Here is a 24,414-nt window from a genome sequence, read left to right on the forward strand (position 1 = left end):
GGAGCTTTCAAGCATGCGTTTGCGCAGTGCCACATTTGTTGCCCTTGCTGTCGTTCTGGCAGGATGCTCTGCGACGTCTGGAAGCAATGGTTCGGGCGGTTGGGGATCGTCTTTCGGTGATCCCGGCGCCAATGTATCAGGCACCGAGGCGAACACCGCCATTTCCGTGCTGGTGAACAACGAGTTTGGCAATGCATTGGATCCGTCCGATCGCCGTGCTGCCGAGGACGCCCAGACCCGTGCCTTGAGATCAAGGGGCCTTGGCGCCGCCGTAGCCTGGCAGAACGACCGTACGGGTCGAAGTGGGCAGGTCAGGCCTGGTCCGGTCTACACCGTCAACGACACAAAGTGCCGAGAATTTACCCACGAAATGGTTCTTCAGGGCCGCACACTTCAGGCACGCGGAACCGCTTGCGAATCCGGACGGGGCGACTGGACCGTTATCGGATAGGCCGCAAAGGTTAAAATCACCGGAGAAGACAGGTTTATTCTCAACAATTGCTTAATCCTTGCACCGGTATTATCGACCGGATTCGGATTGCGGCGTTGACCCTTTGAATGACCTACTCGAACGAGCTTGAGAGTAAAATTAAGGACTACCTGAGCAGCTTGAGCCCGCAAGCGGTCGAGGCACTGGTCAGCAATTTGGAGCAGGCCAAAGGCAAGAACAATTCTGATCCGCATCTCAGCTTGATCCTGACAGCCGCCGTTGCACTCATGCGCAAGCCGCAGACTTTTGCCGGCGGTATTCCGAACGGCAAGTTCCGGCGCGCGCAGGTTCAAAGGATGTTCTTCGCACCTCTCAATGATTTCCTGATCGGTGAAACCCTGCCCAACCGGCAGGAAGGCCGGATCAATCGGATCATGCTGGACCGGGTCTGGAACTGGCTCGGCAGGGATGTGATTCCGAACGACGTCAAGACCGTGCTCGATCAGGCCGGCGATGCGACCGTCAGCGACGAGCGGGTCGTTGCTCTTGTACAGGCGCTCAGAACCCGGTCCGTGGAAGCGGTCGAGGAGACTTTGGAACGCAGCGAGATATCGGACAAGGTGCGGCGCCAGATCGGTGTGGAACTCGGCGGCGAGCGTGGCATTTCCGAACTCAGGGACATTCACAAGATCTTCGCCGCCGAACGCTGGCTGGTACCGTTTCTGCAAAGCATTCCAGAGCGGATCAACGAGCATCGTCTCAAGCAGGACCATGATGTGTTGCGCCTCGTGGACAAATGTTCAGCGCGCTTTCCGGATCACGTTCCCCTGCTCGCCGCGGCGCTGGTTGAACGTTCCGAGGCGCCGTCCGCGCTTTGCACATTCGCGGGCCGACTGGCTGGAGACCAGGATCCCAAGGTTATTGCCGGATCGCAGTTCGCCTCCATGGTCGACGTTGTGATGAGCGAGGCGGAACGTCTGCAGATACTCGCGCTTGAGCACAGGAACAACAATCCGGACCCGGTCGCGTTTTCGCAGGCACTGTCAGAATATCATACGCTTGTGCGCGGTGTTGAACGGGACATGGACCTTTCCATTTCCGGACGATGGCATCAGCGGTTGGCGGACACCAAGCGAAACATCTCCGGTGAGGTCACGCGCGAACTCAAAAACGCTCATGGGGCCATTCGCAGGGCACTGCAGGTACCCAAATTCGACGGGGACGGTCAGCTCAGGATAGAACAGCCGGCGATCGACGAAGCCATTCGGACCTTGCGCGTCGTCACGATGGCACGGAATGCGTCCGAGACGTTTGCGGTAAACGAAATTGGCAAGCAAACGCGTCAAACGGTTGAACAGACTCTTGAAATTGTCACTCGTTCACTGATCACCGACCTTGGAAGACTGCATGGCCAGGAGGCAGAGGCGCAGCTTGCGGCAGTGGATGTCGCGATCATGCTTTCTGAAATCTATTTTGGCGCGGAATATGCCGGTCAGCTTCGCCGCAGCCGTCAGTCCGCGGTGGCAAAGGCAACCGGCAAGGAAAAGAAGAACGAACCTGCGCCGGAACGCAAACTTGTTTCAAACGCACTCGAGCGCTGGTAGGGTCCGGCTCAAAGAACGCCGTTGCTGACGATGGGTCAACGGGATTTGAGCGGCGCGACGGCTGGTCACAGCCCAATCGTCTTGCATTTGCCGAGTTTGCGCTGTCTATAGTGCGCCCATGATATTCTGGATCCTTCTCGCTGTCATGACGGGTGTCGCCGCGTTGTCTGTTCTTGTTCCGCTCGCACGGGCCGGCAAGGCGCAGGCAAGAGCGGACGGGAGTGCGGATGAAGCGGTCTACAGGGAACAGCTCTCTGCCATCGATAGCGAGCTGGACCGCGGGCTGATAGAGCCTGAAGCTGCTGAAGCCGCGCGAACCGAAATTGCCCGACGGTTGCTTGCTGCGCACGACAAGAATGAGCAGCAACACCAGACCACCGCCTCCGGAGGGCGCTTGAAGGCTGCCCAGGTTTTCGCCCTGGCGGCCCTGCCGCTCTTTGCGCTTGGCACCTACTTCGCTCTTGGCTCTCCCGAAGAACCCGACCAGCCGCTGATTACGCGGTTGAGCGCACCTGCTGAAGGGCAGTCGGTCGATGTGCTTTTGGCGCGTGTCGAGCGCCATTTGTCGGAAAACCCCGAAGACGGGCAGGGATGGTCGGTGATTGCACCGGTCTATTTGTCGATGGGTCAACCGCAGGCATCCGCGCGTGCTTATGCCAATGCAATCCGTATCTTGGGACCGAATCCGGAATGGCTGACCGACATGGGCGAAGCTCTTACGATGGCCAATCAGGGGCTCGTTACGGAAGAGGCGAGGAAAGCCTTTGAGCAGGCGGTAGCCTTGCAGCCGTCCGCCGCCAAACCCAGGTTCTTTCTTGCTATTGCCCTGGGCCAGGATGGCAATATCGAGGCCGCCGTAAAGGCCTGGGAAGACCTGTTGGACGGAGCTGACGAGACGGCTGCGTGGGTTGGCGTTGCACGACAGCAACTTGCACAGTTGAAGGGCGTGCCTTATGGCGAAAGCGCACCGAACGGTCCCTCGCAGGCGGATATCGCTGCTTCGCAGGATTTGTCCGCTGAAGACCGGCAGGAAATGATCAGGGGAATGGTCAACGGCCTCGCAGGACGTCTTGCCTCGGACGGTGGCAGCGCTGATGAATGGAGTCGATTGATCCGGGCATACATGGTTCTTGGTGAAAAGCAAAAGGCCGAGGAGGCGCTCGCTGCTGCTGAAGCCGCCCATTCAGATAAACCTGCGGACTTGTCTCTGATCAAAGACACGGCCAGTTCGCTTGGGTTAAGCGGGTCCTGACAAAACGGATTTGCCGGCTGGATCAAAGGCTCAGCTGGCACAGACTGGACGGAACACATGACGCGCAAGCAGAGAAGGTTGACCCTGATCGGATCGGCGGGAGCCGTGCTGGCAATTGCACTCGGGCTGATTCTTTTTGCCCTGAACGATCAGATTGTCTTTTTTCAAAGTCCGACCGACATCACCCAAAATACAATGCCCGCCGGACAGCGCATTCGACTTGGCGGACTGGTTGAGGAAGGATCGGTCGAGAAGTCGGACAACGCTCAGGTGAATTTTCGTGTGACGGACATGGCGAACGCTGTTGCCGTTACCTATAAAGGAATACTACCGGACCTGTTTCGTGAGGGGCAGGGGGTCGTGACAGAGGGGGTCATTGGACCGGACGGTGTTTTCGTTGCCGATAGCGTTCTTGCCAAGCATGACGAGAATTACATGCCCAAGGAAGTGGCAGAAGCGCTGAAGGATCAAGGTCATTGGCAGGGCGGCGAAGGCGAAGCCAACTAGAAGCTGCCACGGGAGAGACAGGACGCGAAAATGATCGTTGAACTGGGACACTACGCACTCGTGCTGGCCTTTGCGCTGACACTCGTCCAGTGCGTTCTGCCGCTTTGGGGCGCGCTGTCGGGAGATGACAGGCTGATGGCTGTTGCACCGCCTGTATCCGTCATGTTGTTCGTATTGGTGCTCATATCGTTTGTCGCATTGACTGTTGCCTACCTGAATTCGGATTTCTCGGTTCTGAACGTGCTGCAGAATTCCCATTCCGCCAAGCCGCTGATCTATAAATTCACCGGCGTCTGGGGCAATCACGAGGGGTCCATGCTCCTTTGGGTCCTCATTCTCGTGTTTTTCGGGGCGCTTGTCGGATTTTTCGGCGGTAACCTGCCGAAAGATCTAAAGGCAGCAACGCTTTCGGTTCAGGCCTGGGTTTCGGCCGGTTTCATTCTGTTCCTGCTTGCAACGTCCAACCCTTTCGAGCGTGTGGTCAATCCGCCTCTGGAAGGAGCGGATCTCAATCCGATCCTGCAGGATATCGGTCTCGCAATTCATCCGCCGCTTCTCTATGTCGGCTATGTCGGCTTCTCCATCACATTTTCATTCGCGGTCGCAGCTCTTCTTCTTGGTCGCACGGATGCTGCCTGGGCGCGCTGGGTCCGTCCCTGGACGCTCCTGGCCTGGTGTTTCCTGACACTTGGCATCGCCATGGGGTCTTACTGGGCCTATTACGAACTCGGCTGGGGTGGCTGGTGGTTCTGGGACCCGGTCGAAAACGCCAGTTTCATGCCCTGGATTGCCGGGACGGCTTTGCTTCATTCAGCGATTGTCATGGAAAAGCGGGAGGCACTGAAGATCTGGACGGTTCTTCTGGCCATTTTCACGTTCTCGCTCTCTCTGCTCGGCACCTTTCTCGTGCGTTCTGGTGTTCTGACATCAGTCCACGCCTTCGCGACAGACCCGGCGCGCGGTGTGTTCATACTGGTCCTCCTGTGCATTTTCATCGGCGGGTCCCTGTCGCTTTATGCGTGGCGGGCTCCAATGCTGAAACAGGGCGGGCTTTTCGCGCCCATCAGCCGCGAGGGCGGGCTGGTACTGAACAACCTTTTCCTGACGGCGGCTTGCGCCGCGGTGTTTGTCGGCACGCTGTATCCGCTTGCACTTGATGCAATCACGGGAGAGAAGATTTCGGTTGGAGCCCCATTCTTTAACCTGACTTTCGGTCCGCTGATGGTGCCTCTGCTGATGGCGATCCCGTTCGGTCCGGTCCTGTCCTGGAAGCGGGGCGACCTTCACGCGGCCAGCCAACGGCTTTATGCGGCTTTTGGTCTTGCGCTCTTGTTCGCGCTCGTGACGTTCTGGCTGTGGGGTATGGAAAAGGTACTGGCACCAATGGGTGTGGGCCTCGCTGTCTGGGTCATGGCTGGTGCGGTTTCGGAGATCGTGACCCGTGTGAAGTTTTTTGAAATCGGCCCGAAACGAGGTTTCGCTCGTCTTGTCGGATTGCCCGGGTCCGCCTGGGGCACGGTCGTCGCGCATTTCGGAGTTGGTGTCACGGTGCTTGGTATTGTGACGGCGTCCGCTTTTCAGGAGGAACGCATCGAGACAATGCGGCCGGGTGATAGTGTCGAACTGTCCGGATACGAAGTGACATTCGACGGTGCGGCGCCGCGCCGCGGCCCGAACTATACCGAGGAAGTCGGCCATTTCACCATTCGCAAGGCAGGCGCCTACGTGGCCGAGCTCGATCCTTCCAAGCGCGTCTACACCGCGCGCCAGATGCCGACCACCGAAGCCGGCATCCATACGACGGGTTTCTCGCAACTTTACCTGTCGCTCGGGGAAAGCCGTGGTGATGGTGCCGTCGATGTTCGCGTCTACTACAAACCGCTGATCACGCTGATCTGGATCGGTTGCGTGATCATGTCCCTCGGGGCGGTGTTTTCAATGGCTGACCGTCGGCTCCGGGTCGGGGCGCCGAAACCGGCAGCGCGCCGCAAGGCCGTTCAGACGGCCGCGGCGGAGTAACGCGTTGATGATCCGGACAGTTCTGACAAGCCTGATTCTGGCATTTGCCATCCTCACCGCACCTGCGCTGGCAGTTGCCCCTGAAGAGGTGCTTGACGATCCGGCCCTGGAAGCCCGGGCAAGGGCGCTTTCAGCGGAGCTTCGGTGCATGGTGTGCCAGAACCAGTCCATTGATGATAGTGACGCACCCCTGGCCAAGGACTTGCGTGTTCTTGTGCGTGAGCGTCTCGTCGCCGGAGACAGCGACGGACAGGTGATTGACTATCTCGTTTCCCGCTACGGCGAATTCGTGCTGTTGAAGCCGCGTTTTGCCTGGCACACGCTTGTCCTTTGGGCGGCAGGGCCTTTCGCCCTGCTTGCCGGGCTGATTGCGATTGTTCTGGCGCTGCGCAGTCGTTCGCGGCGCGGTTCGCAAGTCGCGACGGCAGGCTCTGCAAACCTTTCTGCGGAAGAAGAAGAACGTTTGAAGGCACTCCTGGAAAAAAGGGACGTGCCTGGAAACGAATGATGTCTCCTGGCGCTCTGGCTCACGTGAGCCTAAACGCTTCGAGGTGACTTGTGCATGGATTGCTTTTCAGATGGGTCCAGACCTTCTCGACCAGTGGAGAAGTGGTCTCCCGTTTCTTGTAGAGCCAGATCTCGAGTTCGGTGTCGAAGCGTCCGTTTCCGGCAAGTGCAAATTGCCCGGTACGAATGCTGTCATGGGCACTGCAGGCCGGCAGCCAGAGCATTTTCTGATCCATGTGCGCAAGCCGCTTCATGAATTCGCAGGTACCGCTTTGCGACGTGCAGACGAATGTCGGATCCTGGGGGGTCATCGCGGAAAAAAGCAGGTCCTCGACTTTCGAAAAATATCCGGTCTGACCGTATCCGATATACTCAAGTCCGCGCGCCGGCGGGTCGTCGACATCAAACGCCGGACGGCCTTCTGCGTCGAGGGCAGTACAAAGATGCATAGTATCTTCGCCGAGTTTGATCGCTTCGAATTCCTGATGCTCGAAAAATGACGGCACCTCTGGCTTCGAATACAGCAACACAAGATCCATCTTTCCGTCGCCGAGCAGCTCGATCATTTCATAAAAATCATAGGTGTCGATGGACACCGAAAAGGTCCCGCAGGCTTGCTTGATCTGGTGCAGCCACTCAGGGACGAAACTCAATGCGAGAGACGTCGAGGCGGCCAGCCGGATATCCGGAGTAGCATCTGAATTGCGACGTTGGAACTCAACCCGATTGAGTTCCAGTTCCCTAAGCACGTTCTGGGCTGTTGCGTGAAAAACCTCACCGTCAGGTGTCAGGGACACCGGATAGCTGCTTCTGTCGAAGAGTTCCGTTCCCAGCCAGGTTTCGAGCGCCTTGATCCGACGGCTGAATGCGGACTGGGTAATGTTCCGCTCGTCTGCTGCCTGCGAAAAGTTTCCTCTTTTGCTCAGGACAAGAAAGTCGGCCAGCCAGTTTGTGTCCACCAGTTTCTCCCTTTGGTCTTGCTGAAAAAACGAGCAAAACAAACTATATGCAAAATTTGCATAACAAGGCTGTTGGTCGAATTCAAGCAATCGATATAAGCTTTTGCCCCAGGTGCGGAAATCATGCTCAGTCAACGAAGCGTGTCCGCATGCAATTCCGCCGGTGTTTTTCCGGCACCATCCCATAAGCCAAGTTCCTGAGGGGGAATGATCGTGAAATTTACAACACCTCTGAAAAGTCTTTCATTGGCAGCAATGCTGGCAACAACCGCTGCCTTTCCCGCGATAGCCGAAACACCCGCGGACACATTCGTGATCGCCCGCAACACAGCGGATGCAATTACGCTTGATCCTGCTGAGTGCTTTGAGTTCACCGGTGGCAGGATCGTCGCAAATCTTTATGAGCGGCTGTTCCTGTTCGAGCCTGACAACCTGACAAAACTTGTCGGTGGTATTGCCGAATCCTACGAGTTTTCCGACGACGGCAAGAAAATCACCGTCAAGCTGCGCCCCGGGCTGACCTTCCATTCCGGTAACCCGATCACCGCTGCAGACGTTGCCTACTCGCTTGGCCGCGCTGTGAAGCTCGACAAGACGCCGGCTTTCATCATCAAGCAGATCGGCTGGACGCCCGAGAATGTCGACGAGGCAGTGGTTGCTGTCGATGACACCACGGTCGAGATCAACATTCTGGCGGACATGTCACCGGCGCTCGTGCTGAACCTCCTGTCGGCAGGCGTGGCATCCATCGTGGACATGAAGGAAGTTCAAAAACACGAAGTCGACGGCGACATGGGTTACGCCTGGCTGAAAGATCATTCCGCTGGTTCAGGTCCCTACAAGCTGAAAACCTGGAAAGCCAACGAAGTTGTCATGCTGGATGCATTTGACGATTACCGCCAGGGCAAGCCGGCCATGAACCGCGTCGTCATCCGCCATGTGGCTGAACCATCCGCACAGCGCCTGCTGCTGGAAAAAGGCGATGTTGATGCCGCAATGGAATTGACGGCCGACCAGCTCAAGGGTCTTTCCGGCAATTCGGACGTCTCCGCGGAGAGCTATCCCAAGGGATACCTGATGTATCTGGCGAGCAACATGGACCATCCGGTTCTGTCGAAGCCTGAGGTTCGTGAAGCGCTGAAATACATGGTCGACTATGACGGCATGGTGGGGTCCTTCCTCGACGGCCAATACAAGATCCACCAGAATTTCTGGCCATCAGGCATGTGGGCAGCGGCAACCGATACGCCCTATAGCCACAACATGGAAAAGGCCAAGGCGCTGATCGCAGATGCCGGACTTGACGCCGACACCAAGATCACGATCGACACGCTGAACAAGTCTCCGTTCACGGAAGTGGCCCAGAGCGTTCAGGCCAGCTTGAAGGAATTGGGGATCGATTCTGAAATCATCCTGTCCGACGGCGCCACGCTCTGGCCGAAGTATCGTGCACGCAAGCATGAGCTGATCGTTGCGCGCTGGGGCCCGGACTATTCCGATCCGCATTCCAACGCTGATGCGTTTGCGCACAACCCGAACAATGACTTCGAAGCAAAACTGACGGGCAAGCTGACTTGGCGCAATGCCTGGCCTGCTGACGGACTGACTGAGCTGACCGACCAGGCAGCTGCAGAATCTGATCCGGAAGTCCGTGAGGAAATCTATGCCAAATTGCAGAAGATGGTGCAGGAAGACTCGCCCTTCACCATCATGTTCCAGGCGATTGGTACCTTCGGCCAGCGCGCAAACGTTGAAGGCTTCGTCAACGGCGTGACCTCCGATCAGGCCTACTACAAGACTGTCACCAAGTAAGCACGTTCGGCTGTTCACGACACATCAACCTTGTGTCGCGAATGGCCGGTCTCATGCTGGACCGCGCTTCCTCAAATTGAGTGGGGAAGCGCGGCTTTCTGTTAATATGCAGCGAAATCGGGGGATGCGTTGGGAATGAGCGACAGTTCCACACTACAACGCTCAGGGGTGGATTTCAGGCCGTATCTGGATGTGGCAAGGAAGATCGGTGGCGGCATAGTCATGCTGATCCTCACGTTCATCGGCTTGACCGCAATCACCTTCATCATTGGCCGGATCATGCCCAATGATCCCGTTGTTGCCATTGTTGGCGACCGCGCCTCGAAAGAAGTCTACGAGGCTATGTACCTCCAGCTCGGTCTCGACAAGCCGATCTGGCAACAGTACCTCATATTTATTGGCGACATTCTGCGTGGGGATTTCGGAAGTTCGGTCATGACCGGACAACCGGTTCTTGAAGATATCAAGCGCTTTTTCCCGGCAACGCTCGAGCTGGCCACCATCGCGACGATCGCTGGAATTGTTATCGGTGTTCCAGCCGGTGTTCTGGCTGCTGTGCGGCAGGGAACACTGATAGATCACGTCGTTCGGATTGTGGGATTGCTTGGCCATTCCATTCCGATTTTCTGGCTTGGTATGGTCGCGCTGCTGGTTTTCTATGCCAAACTCGATTGGGTTGCGGGTCCTGGCCGGATTGATTTCTTCTACGATGGTATCGTGGAACCGGTGACCGGCGTTATCATGATCGATGCTGCAATGGCCGGAGAGTGGGACGTCTTCAAGAATGCGCTCTCGCACGCGATCCTGCCCGCGTCGATGCTGGCGATCTACTCGCTGGCATATATCGCGCGCATGACGCGCTCCTTCATGCTGGACCAGCTCAATCAGGAATATGTGCTCACCGCCCGGGTCAAGGGCCTGCGCGAAGGAACCGTGATCTGGTATCACGCTTTTCGAAACGTCCTGGTTCAGCTGATTACGATCATTGGCCTGACCTATGCCAGTCTTCTGGAAGGATCCGTCCTGACAGAAACCGTGTTCGCCTGGCCGGGTATCGGCCAGTACATCACCAATTCGCTGTTCAACGCCGACATGAATGCGGTTATCGGCGGCACGCTGGTAGTCGGTATTTCATTCGTATTCATCAATATGCTGTCCGATTTGCTCTACCGGATAGTCGATCCGAGGGCAAAATAATGTCGGACGGCACGCTTGGGACAAAATCCGGATCTGCATCATGGTTGTTGGCGGATTCGCCAAACAACGCCTTTCAGGCAAGGTGTCAGCGTCTTTACATCGGTTGGCTTTCGTTCAAGTCCAATCCGATCGCGATGCTCGGTCTGGCAATCGTTCTCTTCCTCTGCCTGGTGGCACTGTTTGCACCCATTGTTGCCGGTGGCGACGGAACGACCCAGAATCTGGCCAATCGCCTTGCACCTCCGAGCGCGGAGCATTGGTTCGGAACGGACGAACTCGGCCGTGACATCTTCGCCAGGATCGTCTGGGGCTCGCGGGTCACGCTCTATATCATCTTTCTTGTCTCCATAATCGTGATGCCGATCGGTCTCCTGATCGGGACGACAGCCGGACTGCTCGGCGGTGCGGTGGATTCAACGTTGATGCGTATCACCGACATTTTCCTGGCCTTTCCGCGTCTAATTCTGGCGCTTGCCTTTGTCGCGGTTCTCGGGCCTGGCCTTGAGAACGCGGTACTGGCCATTGCACTCACAACATGGTCCCCCTATGCACGGCTTGCACGTGCAGAAACACTGACGTTGCGCAACAGCGAGTACATCATGGCCGCCCAGATTTTGGGTGCCTCCAGGATCAGGATACTGATTGCGCATATAATGCCGATGTGTCTGTCTTCGACCGTCGTCCGGCTGACGCTGGATATGGCCGGCATTATCCTCACAGCTGCTGGACTGGGTTTTCTTGGCCTCGGCGCGCAGCCACCACTTGCCGAATGGGGGGCCATGATTGCCTCGGGCAGGGATTTTCTTCTCGACCAATGGTGGGTGCCGACCATTCCCGGGATTGCGATTCTCGTGGTTTCTCTCGGCTTCAATCTTCTGGGTGACGGTCTTCGTGACGTGCTCGATCCCCGCAGTTCCGGGGCGAAATGACGATGAACAAGATGAAAATGACAGGTTTTGAGACATCCTCTCCGGGGGAGGCTCCGCTGATTTCCGTCCGAGATCTTCATGTCCGGTTTGCGACACCGAAGGGCCAGGTTCATGCTGTTCGCGGCGTCGGCTTCGACCTGGGAAAGGAGCGACTCGGGATTGTCGGAGAATCGGGATCGGGGAAGTCTCAGACGGGGAGGGCACTCCTGCGCCTGACGGCCGGCAATGGGTCGATCGAAGCAAGCCGGATGATGTTTGATGGCAAGGATCTGATGCAGGCCAGTGCGAAAACCATGCGCAGTATCCGAGGATCCCGTATTTCCATGATCATGCAGGATCCGAAATATTCACTGAACCCGGTATTGACCGTCGGAAAACAAATAGCTGAATCCTGCCGCCGGCATGAAAATGTTTCCCGCGCCGAAGCGAAAAGACGTGCCTTGGCCATGCTGGAGACAGTGCGTATCCGCGAGCCTGAAAAAGTCTATTCGCTTTATCCCCACCAGGTGTCCGGTGGAATGGGGCAACGGATCATGATCGCGATGATGCTGATTACAAATCCGCAGGTCATGATAGCCGACGAGCCGACATCTGCGCTTGATGTCACGGTTCAGATGCAGGTTCTCTCCCTGCTGGACGACATGGTACGAGAACGGGGCATGGGACTTGTGCTGATCAGTCATGACCTGAATCTGGTCTCGAGCTTCTGTGACCGTGTCCTGGTCATGTATGGTGGCCGGATAATGGAAAGTCTTGATGCAAAAAATCTCGACCAGGCGCAGCATCCTTACACAAGGGGATTGCTGAATTGTCTTCCGCGCCTGGATGGCAATCATGACGATCTCCCCGTTCTCAGACGTGACCCGGCATGGTTGACGGAAGGCGATGATGTCCCGGAGGGAGGCGCGGCATGATCGAGATCGAGGATTTCAGCATCACCTTCGGGTCCGGCAAGAACCAGATTCACGCGGTCAGGAATTTCAACCTGAGTGTTGCAGAAGGTGAAAGCTACGGTCTGGTGGGGGAGTCAGGTTCCGGCAAATCCACTGTTCTGCGCGCCATGGTCGGTATCAATTCACATTGGGACGGCACGATCAGGGTTGCTGGCGAGGCGCTGACGCACAAAAGGTCCGTTGAATCGCGAAAACACATGCAGATGGTTTTTCAGGATCCCTACGGTTCGCTGCATCCAAGACGCACGCTCGACGATACCTTGAGCGAACCACTGGTCATTCACGGACTAGACAACCGCGAAGAACGGATATTGAAAATCCTCAAGGAAGTCGGCCTTGGCCCTGAATTCCGCTTCCGATACCCGCACCAGCTATCGGGAGGCCAACGTCAGCGTGTGGCGATCGCCCGGGCACTGATCCTGGAACCGCGTGTCATCCTGCTCGATGAACCGACAAGCGCGCTGGATGTGTCCGTCCAGGCCGAGATACTCAATCTCCTGTCGGCGTTGCGAAAGGCTCATGGTCTGACTTACATCATGGTCAGCCACGACCTGGCGGTTGTCGGTCACCTTTGCAGCAGGATTGCTGTCATGAACCGGGGTGAGATCGTCGAGGAAATTACCGAGGATCAGATGCGAACCGGTGAAGTGACACACGCCTATACCAAGCAGTTGTGGACCGCTTCGCAAGGTTACGACAGGGCTGCCCTTGAAACGTTCCAGGAGTTTGCCTGAAAACGAGCCTCTTGACGGCAGTTGCGGAGGCAGGTTCCTTCACAGCGATCACACCAAGCCGTGACTTGCATGCCATGTGTTCGTGCCTACGTCTGATACGACAAAATGCTGGAGGGTGAATTATGGCAAACCGACCGCTGAAACTCGAATTTGATGGTGCGCATGGTGCCAGGCTTGCGGCACGGCTGGATCTTCCTGCCGGTAAGATCCGCGCATTTGCCTTGTTTGCGCATTGTTTCACCTGTTCCAAGGACATTCCGGCTGCACGGCATATCGCAGGTGCGCTCAGCGCGGAAGGCATCGCCGTGCTGCGCTTTGATTTCACCGGCCTTGGTGGCAGCGGTGGGGACTTTTCCTCGACCGGCTTTTCCTCCAATGTCGAGGACCTGAAGCTGGCAGCCGATTTTCTGAGGCAGAACTACGAGGCACCCCGGCTTCTGATCGGACATTCGCTGGGAGGCGCAGCCATTCTTTCCGTGGCTGGCGAGATCCCTGAAGCGCGTGCCGTCGTGACGATCGGAGCCCCGTCCGATGCCGATCATGTCGTTCACAACTTCAAGGGATCTGTTGACGAGATCCGCGCCAAGGGCGCGGGCGACGTTGATCTTGCCGGCCGTACCTTTACCATCCGCCGGGAGTTTCTGGAGGATCTGGAGGCCCAGACGGTCAAGGCAAAGGCAGCAAATCTCGGCAAGGCGCTGCTGGTCATGCACGCGCCGCTCGATGACACGGTCGGCATTGAAAATGCCACAAACATCTTCGTTGCTGCCAAGCACCCGAAAAGTTTCGTGTCGCTCGACAAGGCCGATCACCTTTTGACGCGCAGCGAAGACGCGGCCTATGCGGCAAGAGTGATCGCAGGTTGGGTCAGCAGGTATCTTGATGCGGAAACCGCGCCGACGGCTTCAGCTGCAAGAGACGGTGTCGACGTCGTGGAAACGGGGCAGGGCAAGTTCCAGTCCATGGTCGCCGTCGGAAATCACCGCATGATCGCCGACGAACCTGCCGATTATGGCGGCTATGACAGCGGCCCGTCACCTTATGAGTATCTGTCCACGGCGCTTGGCGCCTGCACAGTCATGACGCTGCGCATGTATGCGGATCGAAAGGGATTGAAGGTCGACAGGATCGGCACGCGTGTTCTGCACAACAAGGTGCACGCCGCAGATTGCGAAGACTGTTCGGATGACCAGAAGGGGCGCGGGGGCAAGATTGACCGCTTTGAGAGGCTGATCACGCTTGAAGGCGAGCTTGATGCGGCGACCCGCGAACGCATGCTCGAGATCGCGGACAAGTGCCCGGTTCACCGCACACTTGAGGCGGGCGCGGCGGTTATCACCCGTGAAGTTGAACCCGGGCAATAGTCCCGAGGCGCGTGCGTCCGGTCAGGCAGCTTGTTCTTCAAGTGTGCTGAGGCGGATTTTCATGAAGGAAAGCAGACGGCGCGCGTCTTTTTCCGTCAGGTTCTGGTAGTCACCGATCCAGTTCTGGACGGTCGTCTGGGGTTGTTTGTTGTTTGTGGCCCGAGCCCGGCTCAACGCTATGTAGCCGTTGTGGTCTACGCCCATCGCCTTGCAAAGAACGGCAATACCGGTCGCATCGTAGCGAACCATGACGTTTGTGACGTATTTCTGATCCAGTCCAGCCATTTCGGCAAGCATGAAGCTGATGTCGAAGAGATTGTTTGACAACGCCATCTGGGTGATTGCCTTGCCAAGATCGCCTCGGCCTTCGCGGACGTCTTTCAGGATAACCTTTGCATTGATACGTGTAGCTTTCCGCTCCAGTTTCGAGCTTGCGACCACCTTGCTGGCTTCGTGGAAAAGCGACAGGACCAGCTGCTCGTTTTCTTCGCGCATCTTGCGGATTTTGGCTTGCTGCGCCTCGGGCATCTGTGAAATCAGCTTTTCATAGTCGGCCTCGGACACGTCCGAGCGCTCAACCATCGCGTCACGGATCTTTTCGTCGCGCTCGGCCAGCTTGACCAAAAGGCGCCCCCCCCAATCGGAAAGCTCGGCACCTGAGTTGGCTGCAACAGATTGTTTCACCGGGCTTTCGCCGCGTTCCAGCAGAACGTCGGTTACCTTGGCCTCCAGGTGATCGCGTTTTGAAATGGCAAGCAGGTGCCCTTGTCCCATGGTCTTTGCAAGACGCAGAATATCTTCTTCTTTCAACGCGTTCGAGGACGTCAGCATCGGCTGAGCAACATCGATTTCGTCGCTTGCAAGCTCGTAGGCAATTTTCTGGGAGGTCGTGTCTATCGGTGCAAGACGCTCTGACACTTCCTTCTTCTGCTCGGTTTCCATCGACGGGAGCATGCGTTCCAGAACAGCATTGAAGAGCGAAATCTCTTCTGTCTGATAGCTGTCGGCACCAGTCGCAAACAGGTCTGTGACATGTTCAACCAGCTTGCGGCGTTTTTCAGGTGAACTGTCCTGAGCTTGATTGAGAAGATCATTGATCATGTCGGATCCATCCATTCTTGTGGTGCCAACAATACCTCGGAGACAGTTTACAAGTGGATAAGGCGAAGTTGAAAAATGTGAAAATTAGCGATTTTGGGGCAATGAACAAGCGTTCCGCAGCAATGTACTGTGAAGCGCTTCATAACATACTGCCGAAGTCGTCTAGGCTGCCTGATGAGTTTCTGCGGATCCCAACTTCATCTTCATGAGTGCGAGCAGGCGGCGCGCATCGTTGTCGTCCAGCATATGATAGTTGGTTAGCCATTTGCTCCCGGTGCTTTCCGGGAACTTCAGGTGCTTGCAGCGTTCCTTGCATACCGCCTGGAATTCCATCGCGCCGATGCCGCTTGCACGGCAGACCGTGGCGATGCCTGTCGCATCGAACCGCACCATCAGGTTGTGGACATATTTCATCTCAAGGCCGGAAAAGACCGACAGGAGCCCGGCAACGTCCAGAAGATTGTGTTCATGAGCCAGTTGGTAGACAGCCTTGTTCAGCGTCGTCTTGCCGAGCTTGATACCCATGAGCCAGGCTTTCGGGCTGATCTTGGAGGCCCGCTTTTCCAGTTTCTGCCCCGAAGCGATTTCACCGTCTTCCCGGAACAGATCCTCGATCAGTTCCTCGTTTGACTTTCGAAGGTGCCGTATCCGCTCCCCCATTTGTTTCGGCATGTCCTTGACCAGCTCTTCAAAGACCGGCATCTGCATTTCGGCACCCAGGTTGGACGCCAGTGCGTGCCTGACATCCTTGCTGCCACGCTTGACCAGAAGCTTGGCCACGTCCTCACTGATATGATCGCGTTTGGCCATGGCCAGCAGGTGGCCCTGATCTTTCTTCTGTGCGATCGAACGCAAGGCGTCTTCTGAGAGGGACTTCGACCGCTCGAGGACGGCCTGAGCAACGGGCAGTTCGTCATTCGCCATTGCTTCTGCGAGCTTGGAGGATGTTGATCCAACATCCGCCAGCCGTTCTGACATCTTCTTTCTTGCCTCGAGTTCCAGTGACCCGTAGACACCTTCAAGCATATTATTCAGAAGATTTATTGCTTCAGAGCTATCGTCTTTGGAACGTACGGTAAGTAAGCCGGTGACATGCTCTGCAAGCTCATGTTTCTTCTCTGAAGAACTTTCCTTGGCAAGTTGAAGCAGTGAATCAGTCATGTTGATATCCCGTGACATTGAGTATCGTGGAATATTCTTTACATCCGGTGAAAGTCTGCGGTTGAATTTGTGAAATCGCAATCTGTGGGCGAAATTGACCTTTTGCCGATGATGCGCCATGGAGTGGACATGCACACTCTTCCAATCCTGTACTCTTTTCGACGATGCCCTTTCGCAATACGTGCACGCCTGGCGATTGCGGCGAGTGGACAGTCGGTCGAGTTGCGCGAGATCGTGCTGCGCGACAAGGCTCCGGAGTTTCTTCAGACCTCTCCCTCTGCAACGGTGCCATGCCTGAAAACGGATGCGTTTGTACTTGATGAAAGTCTGGATATCATGCTGTGGGCGCTTGGGATCCACGATCCGGAAAGCTGGCTGCGACCCGCTGAAGGCGACAGGGAGCAGATGCTTGCACTGATCACCCGGTGCGATGGTCCATTCAAGATCCATCTTGATCGTTACAAGTACCATACGCGCTATGAAGATGCGCAACGAGAACACGAACGCACGGCAGCGGCAGAGTTTCTCATTGAACTGAATGAGCGACTTGCAAATCGGATCTGGTTGTTCGGCAACAGCGCGTCTCTCTCCGATTATGCAATCCTTCCCTTCGTCCGTCAGTTTGCCAATACGGACCGCGCCTGGTTCGATGGTGAAGAGTGGCTTGCCCTGAAAAGGTGGCTCGAGGCATTCGAGTGCTCTGAGAGATTTCAATCCGTCATGCCGAAGTGGCAGAGATGGACCGCTGACGACCGACCGATCCGTTTTCCAGCTTGATGTTTGTGGAAAAGATGCGTGGGTTTGTCATTTCCACGGGAATGGAAAATGCAGGGGCAACAGAAAATTTCTCCGCAAATACATAAGCTTCCACGACATGTATCGAGGCTTTTGTCTGATGCGGGAGAGGTCGAATTCTCAAACTAACAAAAATGTAACTCCTCCGACAGGCAACGGTAAGGCGGGAATACCTACTTTCCTCACTGAGCCCGGAGCGTAGGTCCCCGTGCGCTCCATTTGTGGCCTCCAATTGTTATGTCGACAGAGGAAAAAAATATGCAAAATCGTGGGTCAGTCTCTCCTTTGCGGTCCCGCCGCGCCAAATTGCTGGCAGGAGTTGTCGCACTCGGTACTGCCGGGCTTTTGACCGCTCAGACCGTCGTCCCAAGCCAGCTCGCGCAAGCAGAGCCTGTTCGTGTCGACGCGACTGCGCCAGCAGACTTTTCAGACGTTGTCCGCACCGTCAGCCCGGCTGTTGTAAGTGTTCAGGTGAAGCAGGAAGCCGAGCCGCGCATGATGAATTTCAACGGTGGCAACAGCACTGATGAATTCTTCAAGGGCCTGCCGAATGGCCACCCGTTTGAACGGTTCTTCCGTGATTTCGGTGGCCGAGGCGGTGAAGAAGGCCAGAAGCAGCGCCGGTCGCCGCGGCAGTATGGTACATCCCAGGGGTCCGGTTTCTTTATCTCCAAGGACGGTTATGTCGTTACCAATCACCATGTGATCGACGGTGGTACGGAATTCACCGTGATTGATCAGAAAGGTGACGAATACAACGCCAAGTTGATCGGAGCCGACAAGAGAACAGACCTTGCACTGCTCAAGATCGAGGGCGGCAAAGATTTCACGTATGTGGATTTTGCAGATGAAGCTCCTCAGGTCGGTGAATGGACTGTCGCGATCGGTAATCCGTTCGGACTGGGCGGTTCGGTAACCGCAGGGATCGTGTCCGCCCGTGGGCGTGACATCGGTGCGGGACCTTACGACGACTTTATCCAGATCGATGCGCCGGTGAACCGCGGCAACTCAGGTGGCCCGGCCTTCAACATGAACGGTGAAGTGATCGGTGTGAATGCGGCGATCTTCTCGCCGTCCGGTGGCAATGTCGGTATTGCCTTCGCAATTCCGGCCTCGACCGCGCAAGATGTCATCATGGAGCTGAGGGATGACGGCACCGTTATCCGTGGCTGGCTTGGCGTTCAGATACAGAACGTCACCGATGACATCGCGGAAAGCCTTGGCCTTGAAGAGGCCCGCGGCGCCATCGTCGCGGAAGCGCAGGAAAACAGCCCGGCTCAGAAGGCTGGCCTGCGCTCGGGCGACACCATTCTCGCGGTTGACGGCACCAAGGTGGACGGCCCGCGCGATCTCTCCAAGATCGTGGCGGCCTATGAACCGGACACCAAGGTCGACGTCACGATCTGGCGCGACGGCAAGGAACAGGATGTCTCTGTGACCCTGGGCCGTCTCCAGGAAAGGGAAAAGGTTGCCGAGGCAGCGGAACCACAGGTCGAGAAGACCGGGACCAGCCTTGACGATCTTGGCCTGATCGTGACGACCAAGGCTGAAGCAGGTCTTGACGGTGAAGGCGTGGTTATCGCGGAAATCGATCCTGATGGACCGGCTGCCGACAAGCGTCTGTCGGCCGGTGATGTGATCCTCGAAGTGGCCGGCTTGAAGGTCAACAATGCGGATGACGTACTGAAGGCGCTCGACAAGGCGGAAAGTGACGGCCGAAAGGCAGTTCTCTTCCGGATCGAGACCAACGACACAACCCGGTTTGTGGCTCTGCCCATGAACCTGGCCTGATCAGGAACCGGTTCGACAAGAACCGGAGCCTGACCGGCGAGACCGGCTTGCCCTCTGCCCCCAACCCCGACGGGCCGGTCTTCGCCATGGGTTTCGCCCGTAAACCCAGCCAGTCTGGCGGCGGCGCCTCACATCCATCGCCGCCGCCAGCCATTTCATTTCAAAGCAACTCGAGGTAAAAGGATGTCATGTTGCGAATTCTAGTTATCGAAGACGATCCAGAAGCGGCGAGCTATCTCGTCAAGGGATTGAGCGAACTCGGCCACACGGCCGATCACGCTGCGGACGGCCAAAATGGCCTGCAAATGGCTCTGCTCAGCAGTTACGACATACTGATTGTCGACCGTATGCTGCCGAAGCTCGACGGCCTTTCGATAGTTCAGGAATTGCGACGCGAAGGCAATCACACTCCTGTTCTCATTTTATCTGCTCTCGGCCAGGTCGACGATCGGGTGAAGGGATTGAAGGCAGGCGGTGACGATTATTTGCCCAAACCTTATGCCTTTACCGAACTGCAGGCCCGCATCGAAGCGCTCGCGCGCAGGCCGAAATCGGCCAATCAGGTCGAAACCACCTATTCCGTCGGCGATCTGACCCTTGATCGCATGGCTCACTCCTGCCGTCGCGGAGAAACCGAGATTCCGCTGCAGCCAAGGGAATTCCGGCTCCTGGAATACCTCATGCAGCACGCGGGACAGGTGGTGACACGCACAATGCTGCTGGAAAACGTTTGGGAATATCATTTCGATCCACAGACCAACGTGATTGACGTCCATATTTCGCGGCTGCGCGGCAAGATAGACAAGGGCTTCGAGACACCTTTGCTTCATACCATCCGGGGTGCCGGGTACACGATCCGTGACGCGGCTCACTAGATTTGTCCGAACGACAGCGTTCAAGCTGTCGTTGCTGTATGTCGCCGTCTTCACGGTCATGTCTGGCGTGCTTCTGGTTTATGTTTCCGAAAGCACCGAAGATCTCATGTCTGAACAGGTCGTTCAGTCTGTCGATGCAGAACTCAAGGGCCTGTCGGACGTATATGTTCGCGGTGGAATTCGGGATCTCGTCGAAACCATCGACGACAGGACAAGGCATCCCGATGCCAGTCTTTATCTTCTGATGGACTTCTCCGGAAATGCCCTGGTCGGCAATATTTCCCGCCTTCCGACAATCGTTCTTGAGGAAGCCGACGGCGGTCTGCGACGTGTACGCTATACGCGCCTGGGAGAGGGAACCCAGGAAATCGAGCGACAGGCGATGGTCCGGACGTTCGAGCTGCGTGGCGGCTTCCGCCTTCTTGTAGGCAGAGACCTTGGTGACCAGCTGAGATTTTCCAATCTTCTGGCAAACGCGCTGCGGCTATGGCTTGTCGTCGTCGTCGTCATGGCAGTCATCACCTGGCTGTTTGTCAGCCGAAGGGTCATGAAGCGTATTGACGACATATCTGCTTCCAGTCGGATGATCATGAATGGCGACCTGACAGAGCGCTTGTCGCTTGCCGGCACAAATGACGAGTTTGACCGCCTCGCCGTAAACCTGAACGACATGCTCGACCGCATCGAAGTTCTGATGCAGTCGATGAAGGATGTGACAGACAATATTGCCCATGACCTCAAGACACCGCTGACACGGCTTCAGACCCGGATAGAAACGGCGCTGCGGGAAGCCAGTAGTGAAGAAGGCTATCGCGGCGCGCTGGAAAGCACGTTGAACGAGACCGATCATCTCCTTCGGATCTTCAACGCGTTGCTGAGGATCGCTCGTGTGGAGTCCATGGCGCCCGGTTCGGTTATGGAACCGACAGATCTGAAGCGCCTCGTTGCCGAGATTGCCGAATTGTACGAGCCTTTGGTCGAGGATGAAGGAGGCAGGCTGGAAACCCACATTCCTGAAGGACTGACTGCCGTCTGCAACCGGGATCTCATTAGCCAGGTTCTCGTCAATCTTATTGAAAATGCCTTGAAATACGGCCGTCCGGACAACGGGGAAATTGTGATCCGGCTGTCTGCAAAGGAAAAGGATGGCCGCGTCGACCTGACAGTCGCCGACAACGGCCCCGGAATTCCCGACAAGGACCTCGATCGGGTCATGGATCGCTTTGTCCGGCTGGAAGAAAGCAGGTCGGAACCTGGAACGGGCTTGGGATTGAGCCTTGTCAAAGCCGTTGCCCGCTTGCATGGGGGAGACTTGCGCTTCAAAAATGAGGACGTGGGCCTTTCAGCCCGAATAGATCTGGCGCCGGTCGCGCCGGAAAACAGCAGGAGCGGGCATGGCGAAGGACAATCCGGACAGGCAGGGCAGCCGGCAGGAAATTGACAAGCAGCCCCAACTCCTTGTCGATCGTCTTGCAATCGTTCCTGTAACACCTGATGTCGATCGTGCCACCCTGTTCTTAAAGGATCTTCTTGATCATCCGGAAGCCGGTGACACGCTGAGATCGCAATTCGGTTCACATGAGAACCTGGAACCGTTCCTGATGGGGATCGTGGGCAACTCGCCTTATCTGCGCGATCTCATGTTGGCAGACCCACCGAGGCTCCTGAGCATCCTGAAGGAAGCACCGGAACTCCGGATCCGGCGGCTTCTGTCACTGGCACATGACTCAACGGCGGAGGATGAAGCCGGTATCATGCGGGCGTTGAGGTTGCTCAAGCACGATCTTGCGCTGACCTTGGGGCTTGCCGACATCTGTGGTGCAATCGACCTGGAACAGGTGACAGGTGCACTTGCCGGGTTTGCCGATGCGGCACTTACGGCGGCCATTCGTTTTTGCCTGGGAGATCTGTCACGCCGGAACAAGTTCGAGCCGATAGATCAGGAAAAACCCGAAGTCGGCAGCGGTTTGATCGTTCTTGCCATGGGCAAGCACGGCGCGAACGAGCTGAATTACTCATCCGACATCGACCTGATTGTTCTCTACGACCCCGACAAAGCGCCGATGGCGGCAGGAGTGGAAGCACCGGTTGAGTTCGTCCGCCTGACACGGCGCCTGGTCAAGATCATGCAGGACAGAACAGCAGATGGCTACGTCTTCCGCACAGATCTGCGTTTGCGGCCGGATCCGGGCGCCACGCCGCTGGCAATGTCAGTTCCCGCTGCACTGGTTTATTACGAATCCCTTGGCCAGAATTGGGAACGCGCGGCCCTGATAAAGGCGCGCGCATGTGCCGGCGACTTGCCGGCCGGTGAAGCTTTTCTGCACGAAATCGTCCCGTTCATCTGGCGCAAATATCTGGATTTTGCGGCAATTGCCGACGTGCAGTCGATCAAGCGACAGATCCATATGCACAAGGGGCACAGTGCAATTGCCGTTGCAGGGCACAACGTCAAGCTGGGGCGTGGCGGTATCCGTGAGGTCGAGTTTTTTGTTCAAACTCAGCAACTCATTGCAGGTGGCCGCAATCCGGCGCTCCGGGGCCGGCGTACGGTTGATATGCTGGATGCCCTCTGCGAAGCCGACTGGATCCGCCTCAGGACACGCGACGAGATGCGCGAGGCCTATGTGTTCCTGCGCAATGTCGAACATCGCATCCAGATGTTGAACGATGAGCAGACGCAACTACTGCCAAAGGACGCAGAAGGCCTGACGCGCATCGCGTCCTTGATGGGTTTTGTCACTCTTCAGTCGTTCGAGGACGAGTTTCTGGCTCACATGAAAAAGGTTCAGCATCATTACGCTGAGCTTTTTGAAGATGAGCCTGGACTGTCTTCTGAGTTGGGCAGCCTGGTTTTCACGGGAGACGACCACGATCCGGAGACGTTGGAAACCCTGTCGCGTCTGGGGTTCAAACAACCGGCTGAGGCCGCGAGCATCGTGAAGTCCTGGCATTTCGGCCGCTATCCGTGCACCCGTTCGACCAAATCCCGTGAGCGGCTGACGGAGATGCATCCGACCCTGATCGGAGCGCTTGCGGCTACCGACAATGCCGATGCGGCGCTGGTCGCGTTCGACAGCTTTATGTCGAAACTGCCGGCGGGAGTTCAGCTCTTTTCTCTTCTGCGATCCAATCCGCAATTATTGAGCCTGCTTGCCACGACCATGGGCGCGGCACCGCGGCTTGCAGAAACGGTCTCCAAACGCGTTCATGTGCTGGACGCGGTACTTGATCCGGCCTTTTTCGGAGCCATGCCGAGTGTCGAAGAGTTTCGTGTTGGTCTCGACCGCACTCTGTCCCAGGCCCGGTTTTACGAGGAGGCACTCGACAGGGCGCGCATCTTTGCCCAGGAGCAACAATTCCTGATCGGTCTGCGTTTGATCTCCGATACACTTTCTGCTGATCGTGTCGGCTTTGCGTTGGCGCGCCTGGCGGAAGTCGTCGTGGACAGGCTGCTCCGGCAGGTCGTGCTTCATGTCGGCGAAACGCATGGCGTTGTGCCGGGTGGCAATGTCGCGGTGTTGGCCATGGGCAAACTGGGCGGCAGGGAAGTGACGGCATCGTCAGACCTTGATCTGATCCTGCTTTACGAGGCCCCGGACGGTGTCAAGGAGTCCGATGGCAAAAGGCCGCTGGCCATTACCCAGTATTACATGCGTTTGACGCAACGGCTTGTGACGGCCCTTTCGGCACCCACCGCGGAAGGACAGCTTTACGAAGTTGATTTCCGTTTGCGTCCATCTGGAAACGCAGGGCCGCTGGCAACCAATCTGGATGGCTTTATCACCTATCAGGAAAAAAATGCCTGGACCTGGGAACACATGGCCTTGACGAGAGCCAGGGTGATCGCGTCTTCGAGCCCGGAATTCAGGCAGAAGATCATGGATAACATCCGGGAGACACTCACGAAATCCCGGGACAGGACCAAGCTTGCGGATGATGTTCGCTCCATGCGGGCGAGGATCGAAAAGGAAAAGGGCACGAAAGACGTCTGGGACATGAAGCAGGTTGCCGGCGGTCTCGTGGATATCGAATTTATCGCACAGTACCTTCAACTTGTGCATGCGCATGAAACGCCCGGTGTGCTGGCACAGGGTACAGAAGAAGCGCTGGAAGGTCTCCGGGAGGCAGATTGCCTGGATCCCAGTGATGCCGAGCTGCTCCTGGAGGCATTGCGAATGTATCAGCGGCTGACACAGGTGTTGCGCCTGTCGCTCTCGGGAAAGTTCGTGGCGACACAAGCCCCCGGGGGTGTTCTGGATTTGCTTGTACAGGCCTCGAACTGCCCGACATTCACCCGGCTCGAGATAGAACTGGCGGAGCTCCAGAACAGGGTCCGCCAGACATTCGTAAAGTTGGTTGGCCCGGTTGAAGCCGTCGAGACAAAGGTCTCTCCCTGATTGCCCAGACACCATTCCCCGGGA

General features: G+C 56.8%; 20 protein-coding genes. 17 read left to right on the forward strand and 3 right to left on the reverse strand.

Going from position 1 to position 24,414, the window contains the following annotated elements:
* The first annotated feature begins 13 nt into the window (after positions 1-13).
* The 6 genes from ACO6TI_RS15550 (at position 14) to ACO6TI_RS15575 (ending at position 6,320) form a co-directional block, all read left to right on the forward strand.
* A complete protein-coding gene (locus ACO6TI_RS15550; RefSeq protein ID WP_055112143.1) occupies positions 14-451 on the forward strand; it encodes an RT0821/Lpp0805 family surface protein in 438 nt (145 codons plus the stop codon).
* Positions 452-558: 107 nt separating this feature from the next.
* Complete coding sequence (locus ACO6TI_RS15555) at positions 559-2,034, forward strand: hypothetical protein (RefSeq protein WP_422385262.1); 1,476 nt, start codon at positions 559-561, stop codon at positions 2,032-2,034.
* A 118-nt stretch (positions 2,035-2,152) separates the two neighbouring features.
* The gene (ccmI, locus tag ACO6TI_RS15560) at positions 2,153-3,286 is read left to right on the forward strand and encodes a c-type cytochrome biogenesis protein CcmI (protein WP_422385263.1); all 1,134 of its coding nucleotides are present in this window, start codon (positions 2,153-2,155) and stop codon (positions 3,284-3,286) included.
* Between the two features lie 57 nt (positions 3,287-3,343).
* Entirely contained in the window at positions 3,344-3,793 is a 450-nt protein-coding gene (gene ccmE / locus ACO6TI_RS15565) for a cytochrome c maturation protein CcmE (RefSeq protein ID WP_055112149.1), read from the forward strand.
* 30 nt (positions 3,794-3,823) lie between these two features.
* Positions 3,824-5,812, forward strand: coding sequence for a heme lyase CcmF/NrfE family subunit (locus ACO6TI_RS15570; protein WP_104703002.1), 1,989 nt, complete (start codon positions 3,824-3,826; stop codon positions 5,810-5,812).
* A gap of 7 nt (positions 5,813-5,819) precedes the next feature.
* Positions 5,820-6,320: a cytochrome c-type biogenesis protein gene (locus tag ACO6TI_RS15575; protein WP_196878387.1), complete on the forward strand. Its 501-nt coding sequence runs from the start codon at positions 5,820-5,822 to the stop codon at positions 6,318-6,320.
* A gap of 19 nt (positions 6,321-6,339) precedes the next feature.
* Here the strand turns inward: ACO6TI_RS15575 and ACO6TI_RS15580 are convergent, their stop codons facing one another.
* On the reverse strand, positions 6,340-7,278 hold the full coding sequence (locus ACO6TI_RS15580; protein ID WP_422385264.1) for a LysR family transcriptional regulator: 939 nt from the start codon (positions 7,276-7,278) through the stop codon (positions 6,340-6,342).
* Between the two features lie 213 nt (positions 7,279-7,491).
* Between ACO6TI_RS15580 and ACO6TI_RS15585 the strand changes: the two genes are divergently transcribed.
* The 6 genes from ACO6TI_RS15585 (at position 7,492) to ACO6TI_RS15610 (ending at position 14,267) form a co-directional block, all read left to right on the forward strand.
* Positions 7,492-9,090, forward strand: coding sequence for an ABC transporter substrate-binding protein (locus ACO6TI_RS15585; protein WP_158510339.1), 1,599 nt, complete (start codon positions 7,492-7,494; stop codon positions 9,088-9,090).
* 135 nt (positions 9,091-9,225) lie between these two features.
* Complete coding sequence (locus ACO6TI_RS15590) at positions 9,226-10,287, forward strand: ABC transporter permease (protein ID WP_082442760.1); 1,062 nt, start codon at positions 9,226-9,228, stop codon at positions 10,285-10,287.
* Positions 10,287-11,216: an ABC transporter permease gene (locus tag ACO6TI_RS15595; protein WP_055112157.1), complete on the forward strand. Its 930-nt coding sequence runs from the start codon at positions 10,287-10,289 to the stop codon at positions 11,214-11,216. The genes ACO6TI_RS15590 and ACO6TI_RS15595 overlap by 1 nt, the downstream gene beginning before the upstream one ends.
* Before the next feature lie 2 nt (positions 11,217-11,218).
* Positions 11,219-12,130: an ABC transporter ATP-binding protein gene (locus ACO6TI_RS15600; protein WP_235808843.1), complete on the forward strand. Its 912-nt coding sequence runs from the start codon at positions 11,219-11,221 to the stop codon at positions 12,128-12,130.
* Positions 12,127-12,903, forward strand: a complete 777-nt coding sequence (locus ACO6TI_RS15605) for an ABC transporter ATP-binding protein (RefSeq protein ID WP_348316988.1) — start codon at positions 12,127-12,129, stop codon at positions 12,901-12,903. The genes ACO6TI_RS15600 and ACO6TI_RS15605 overlap by 4 nt, the downstream gene beginning before the upstream one ends.
* Positions 12,904-13,025: 122 nt before the next feature.
* On the forward strand, positions 13,026-14,267 hold the full coding sequence (locus ACO6TI_RS15610) for a bifunctional alpha/beta hydrolase/OsmC family protein (RefSeq protein WP_055112161.1): 1,242 nt from the start codon (positions 13,026-13,028) through the stop codon (positions 14,265-14,267).
* A gap of 21 nt (positions 14,268-14,288) precedes the next feature.
* Here ACO6TI_RS15610 and ACO6TI_RS15615 read toward each other — a convergent pair whose 3' ends face one another.
* Positions 14,289-15,368, reverse strand: coding sequence for a DUF2336 domain-containing protein (locus ACO6TI_RS15615; protein ID WP_055112765.1), 1,080 nt, complete (start codon positions 15,366-15,368; stop codon positions 14,289-14,291).
* 162 nt (positions 15,369-15,530) lie between these two features.
* Positions 15,531-16,529: a DUF2336 domain-containing protein gene (locus tag ACO6TI_RS15620; protein ID WP_196878384.1), complete on the reverse strand. Its 999-nt coding sequence runs from the start codon at positions 16,527-16,529 to the stop codon at positions 15,531-15,533.
* Positions 16,530-16,658: 129 nt separating this feature from the next.
* Between ACO6TI_RS15620 and ACO6TI_RS15625 the strand changes: the two genes are divergently transcribed.
* The 5 genes from ACO6TI_RS15625 to ACO6TI_RS15645 all read left to right on the forward strand — a co-directional run bounded on the left by ACO6TI_RS15625 (position 16,659) and on the right by ACO6TI_RS15645 (position 24,390).
* The gene (locus ACO6TI_RS15625; protein WP_422385265.1) at positions 16,659-17,306 is read left to right on the forward strand and encodes a glutathione S-transferase; all 648 of its coding nucleotides are present in this window, start codon (positions 16,659-16,661) and stop codon (positions 17,304-17,306) included.
* 276 nt (positions 17,307-17,582) lie between these two features.
* On the forward strand, positions 17,583-19,115 hold the full coding sequence (locus tag ACO6TI_RS15630; RefSeq protein WP_422385266.1) for a Do family serine endopeptidase: 1,533 nt from the start codon (positions 17,583-17,585) through the stop codon (positions 19,113-19,115).
* 188 nt (positions 19,116-19,303) lie between these two features.
* A complete protein-coding gene (locus ACO6TI_RS15635) occupies positions 19,304-19,990 on the forward strand; it encodes a response regulator transcription factor (RefSeq protein ID WP_104703005.1) in 687 nt (228 codons plus the stop codon).
* Positions 19,974-21,431, forward strand: a complete 1,458-nt coding sequence (locus ACO6TI_RS15640) for a sensor histidine kinase (protein ID WP_108872982.1) — start codon at positions 19,974-19,976, stop codon at positions 21,429-21,431. Before ACO6TI_RS15635 ends, ACO6TI_RS15640 begins: the two co-directional genes overlap by 17 nt.
* Positions 21,385-24,390, forward strand: coding sequence for a bifunctional [glutamine synthetase] adenylyltransferase/[glutamine synthetase]-adenylyl-L-tyrosine phosphorylase (locus ACO6TI_RS15645; RefSeq protein ID WP_422385267.1), 3,006 nt, complete (start codon positions 21,385-21,387; stop codon positions 24,388-24,390). The genes ACO6TI_RS15640 and ACO6TI_RS15645 overlap by 47 nt, the downstream gene beginning before the upstream one ends.
* Positions 24,391-24,414 lie beyond the last annotated feature (24 nt).

This window comes from Roseibium album (assembly GCF_965233825.1).
Taxonomy (GTDB): domain Bacteria; phylum Pseudomonadota; class Alphaproteobacteria; order Rhizobiales; family Stappiaceae; genus Roseibium; species Roseibium album.

What these genes read in the sequence shown, in the direction of transcription:
- ACO6TI_RS15615 (WP_055112765.1), bottom strand. Translation starts at nt 15,368, where the DNA reads ATGATCAATGATCTTCTCAATCAAGCTCAGGACAGTTCACCTGAAAAA.
- ACO6TI_RS15610 (WP_055112161.1), top strand. Translation starts at nt 13,026, where the DNA reads ATGGCAAACCGACCGCTGAAACTCGAATTTGATGGTGCGCATGGTGCC.
- ACO6TI_RS15600 (WP_235808843.1), top strand. Translation starts at nt 11,219, where the DNA reads ATGAACAAGATGAAAATGACAGGTTTTGAGACATCCTCTCCGGGGGAG.
- ACO6TI_RS15555 (WP_422385262.1), top strand. Translation starts at nt 559, where the DNA reads ATGACCTACTCGAACGAGCTTGAGAGTAAAATTAAGGACTACCTGAGC.
- ccmE (WP_055112149.1), top strand. Translation starts at nt 3,344, where the DNA reads ATGACGCGCAAGCAGAGAAGGTTGACCCTGATCGGATCGGCGGGAGCC.
- ACO6TI_RS15620 (WP_196878384.1), bottom strand. Translation starts at nt 16,529, where the DNA reads ATGACTGATTCACTGCTTCAACTTGCCAAGGAAAGTTCTTCAGAGAAG.
- ACO6TI_RS15635 (WP_104703005.1), top strand. Translation starts at nt 19,304, where the DNA reads ATGTTGCGAATTCTAGTTATCGAAGACGATCCAGAAGCGGCGAGCTAT.
- ACO6TI_RS15645 (WP_422385267.1), top strand. Translation starts at nt 21,385, where the DNA reads ATGGCGAAGGACAATCCGGACAGGCAGGGCAGCCGGCAGGAAATTGAC.
- ACO6TI_RS15625 (WP_422385265.1), top strand. Translation starts at nt 16,659, where the DNA reads ATGCACACTCTTCCAATCCTGTACTCTTTTCGACGATGCCCTTTCGCA.
- ccmI (WP_422385263.1), top strand. Translation starts at nt 2,153, where the DNA reads ATGATATTCTGGATCCTTCTCGCTGTCATGACGGGTGTCGCCGCGTTG.
- ACO6TI_RS15630 (WP_422385266.1), top strand. Translation starts at nt 17,583, where the DNA reads ATGCAAAATCGTGGGTCAGTCTCTCCTTTGCGGTCCCGCCGCGCCAAA.
- ACO6TI_RS15575 (WP_196878387.1), top strand. Translation starts at nt 5,820, where the DNA reads ATGATCCGGACAGTTCTGACAAGCCTGATTCTGGCATTTGCCATCCTC.
- ACO6TI_RS15590 (WP_082442760.1), top strand. Translation starts at nt 9,226, where the DNA reads ATGAGCGACAGTTCCACACTACAACGCTCAGGGGTGGATTTCAGGCCG.
- ACO6TI_RS15605 (WP_348316988.1), top strand. Translation starts at nt 12,127, where the DNA reads ATGATCGAGATCGAGGATTTCAGCATCACCTTCGGGTCCGGCAAGAAC.
- ACO6TI_RS15595 (WP_055112157.1), top strand. Translation starts at nt 10,287, where the DNA reads ATGTCGGACGGCACGCTTGGGACAAAATCCGGATCTGCATCATGGTTG.
- ACO6TI_RS15550 (WP_055112143.1), top strand. Translation starts at nt 14, where the DNA reads ATGCGTTTGCGCAGTGCCACATTTGTTGCCCTTGCTGTCGTTCTGGCA.
- ACO6TI_RS15570 (WP_104703002.1), top strand. Translation starts at nt 3,824, where the DNA reads ATGATCGTTGAACTGGGACACTACGCACTCGTGCTGGCCTTTGCGCTG.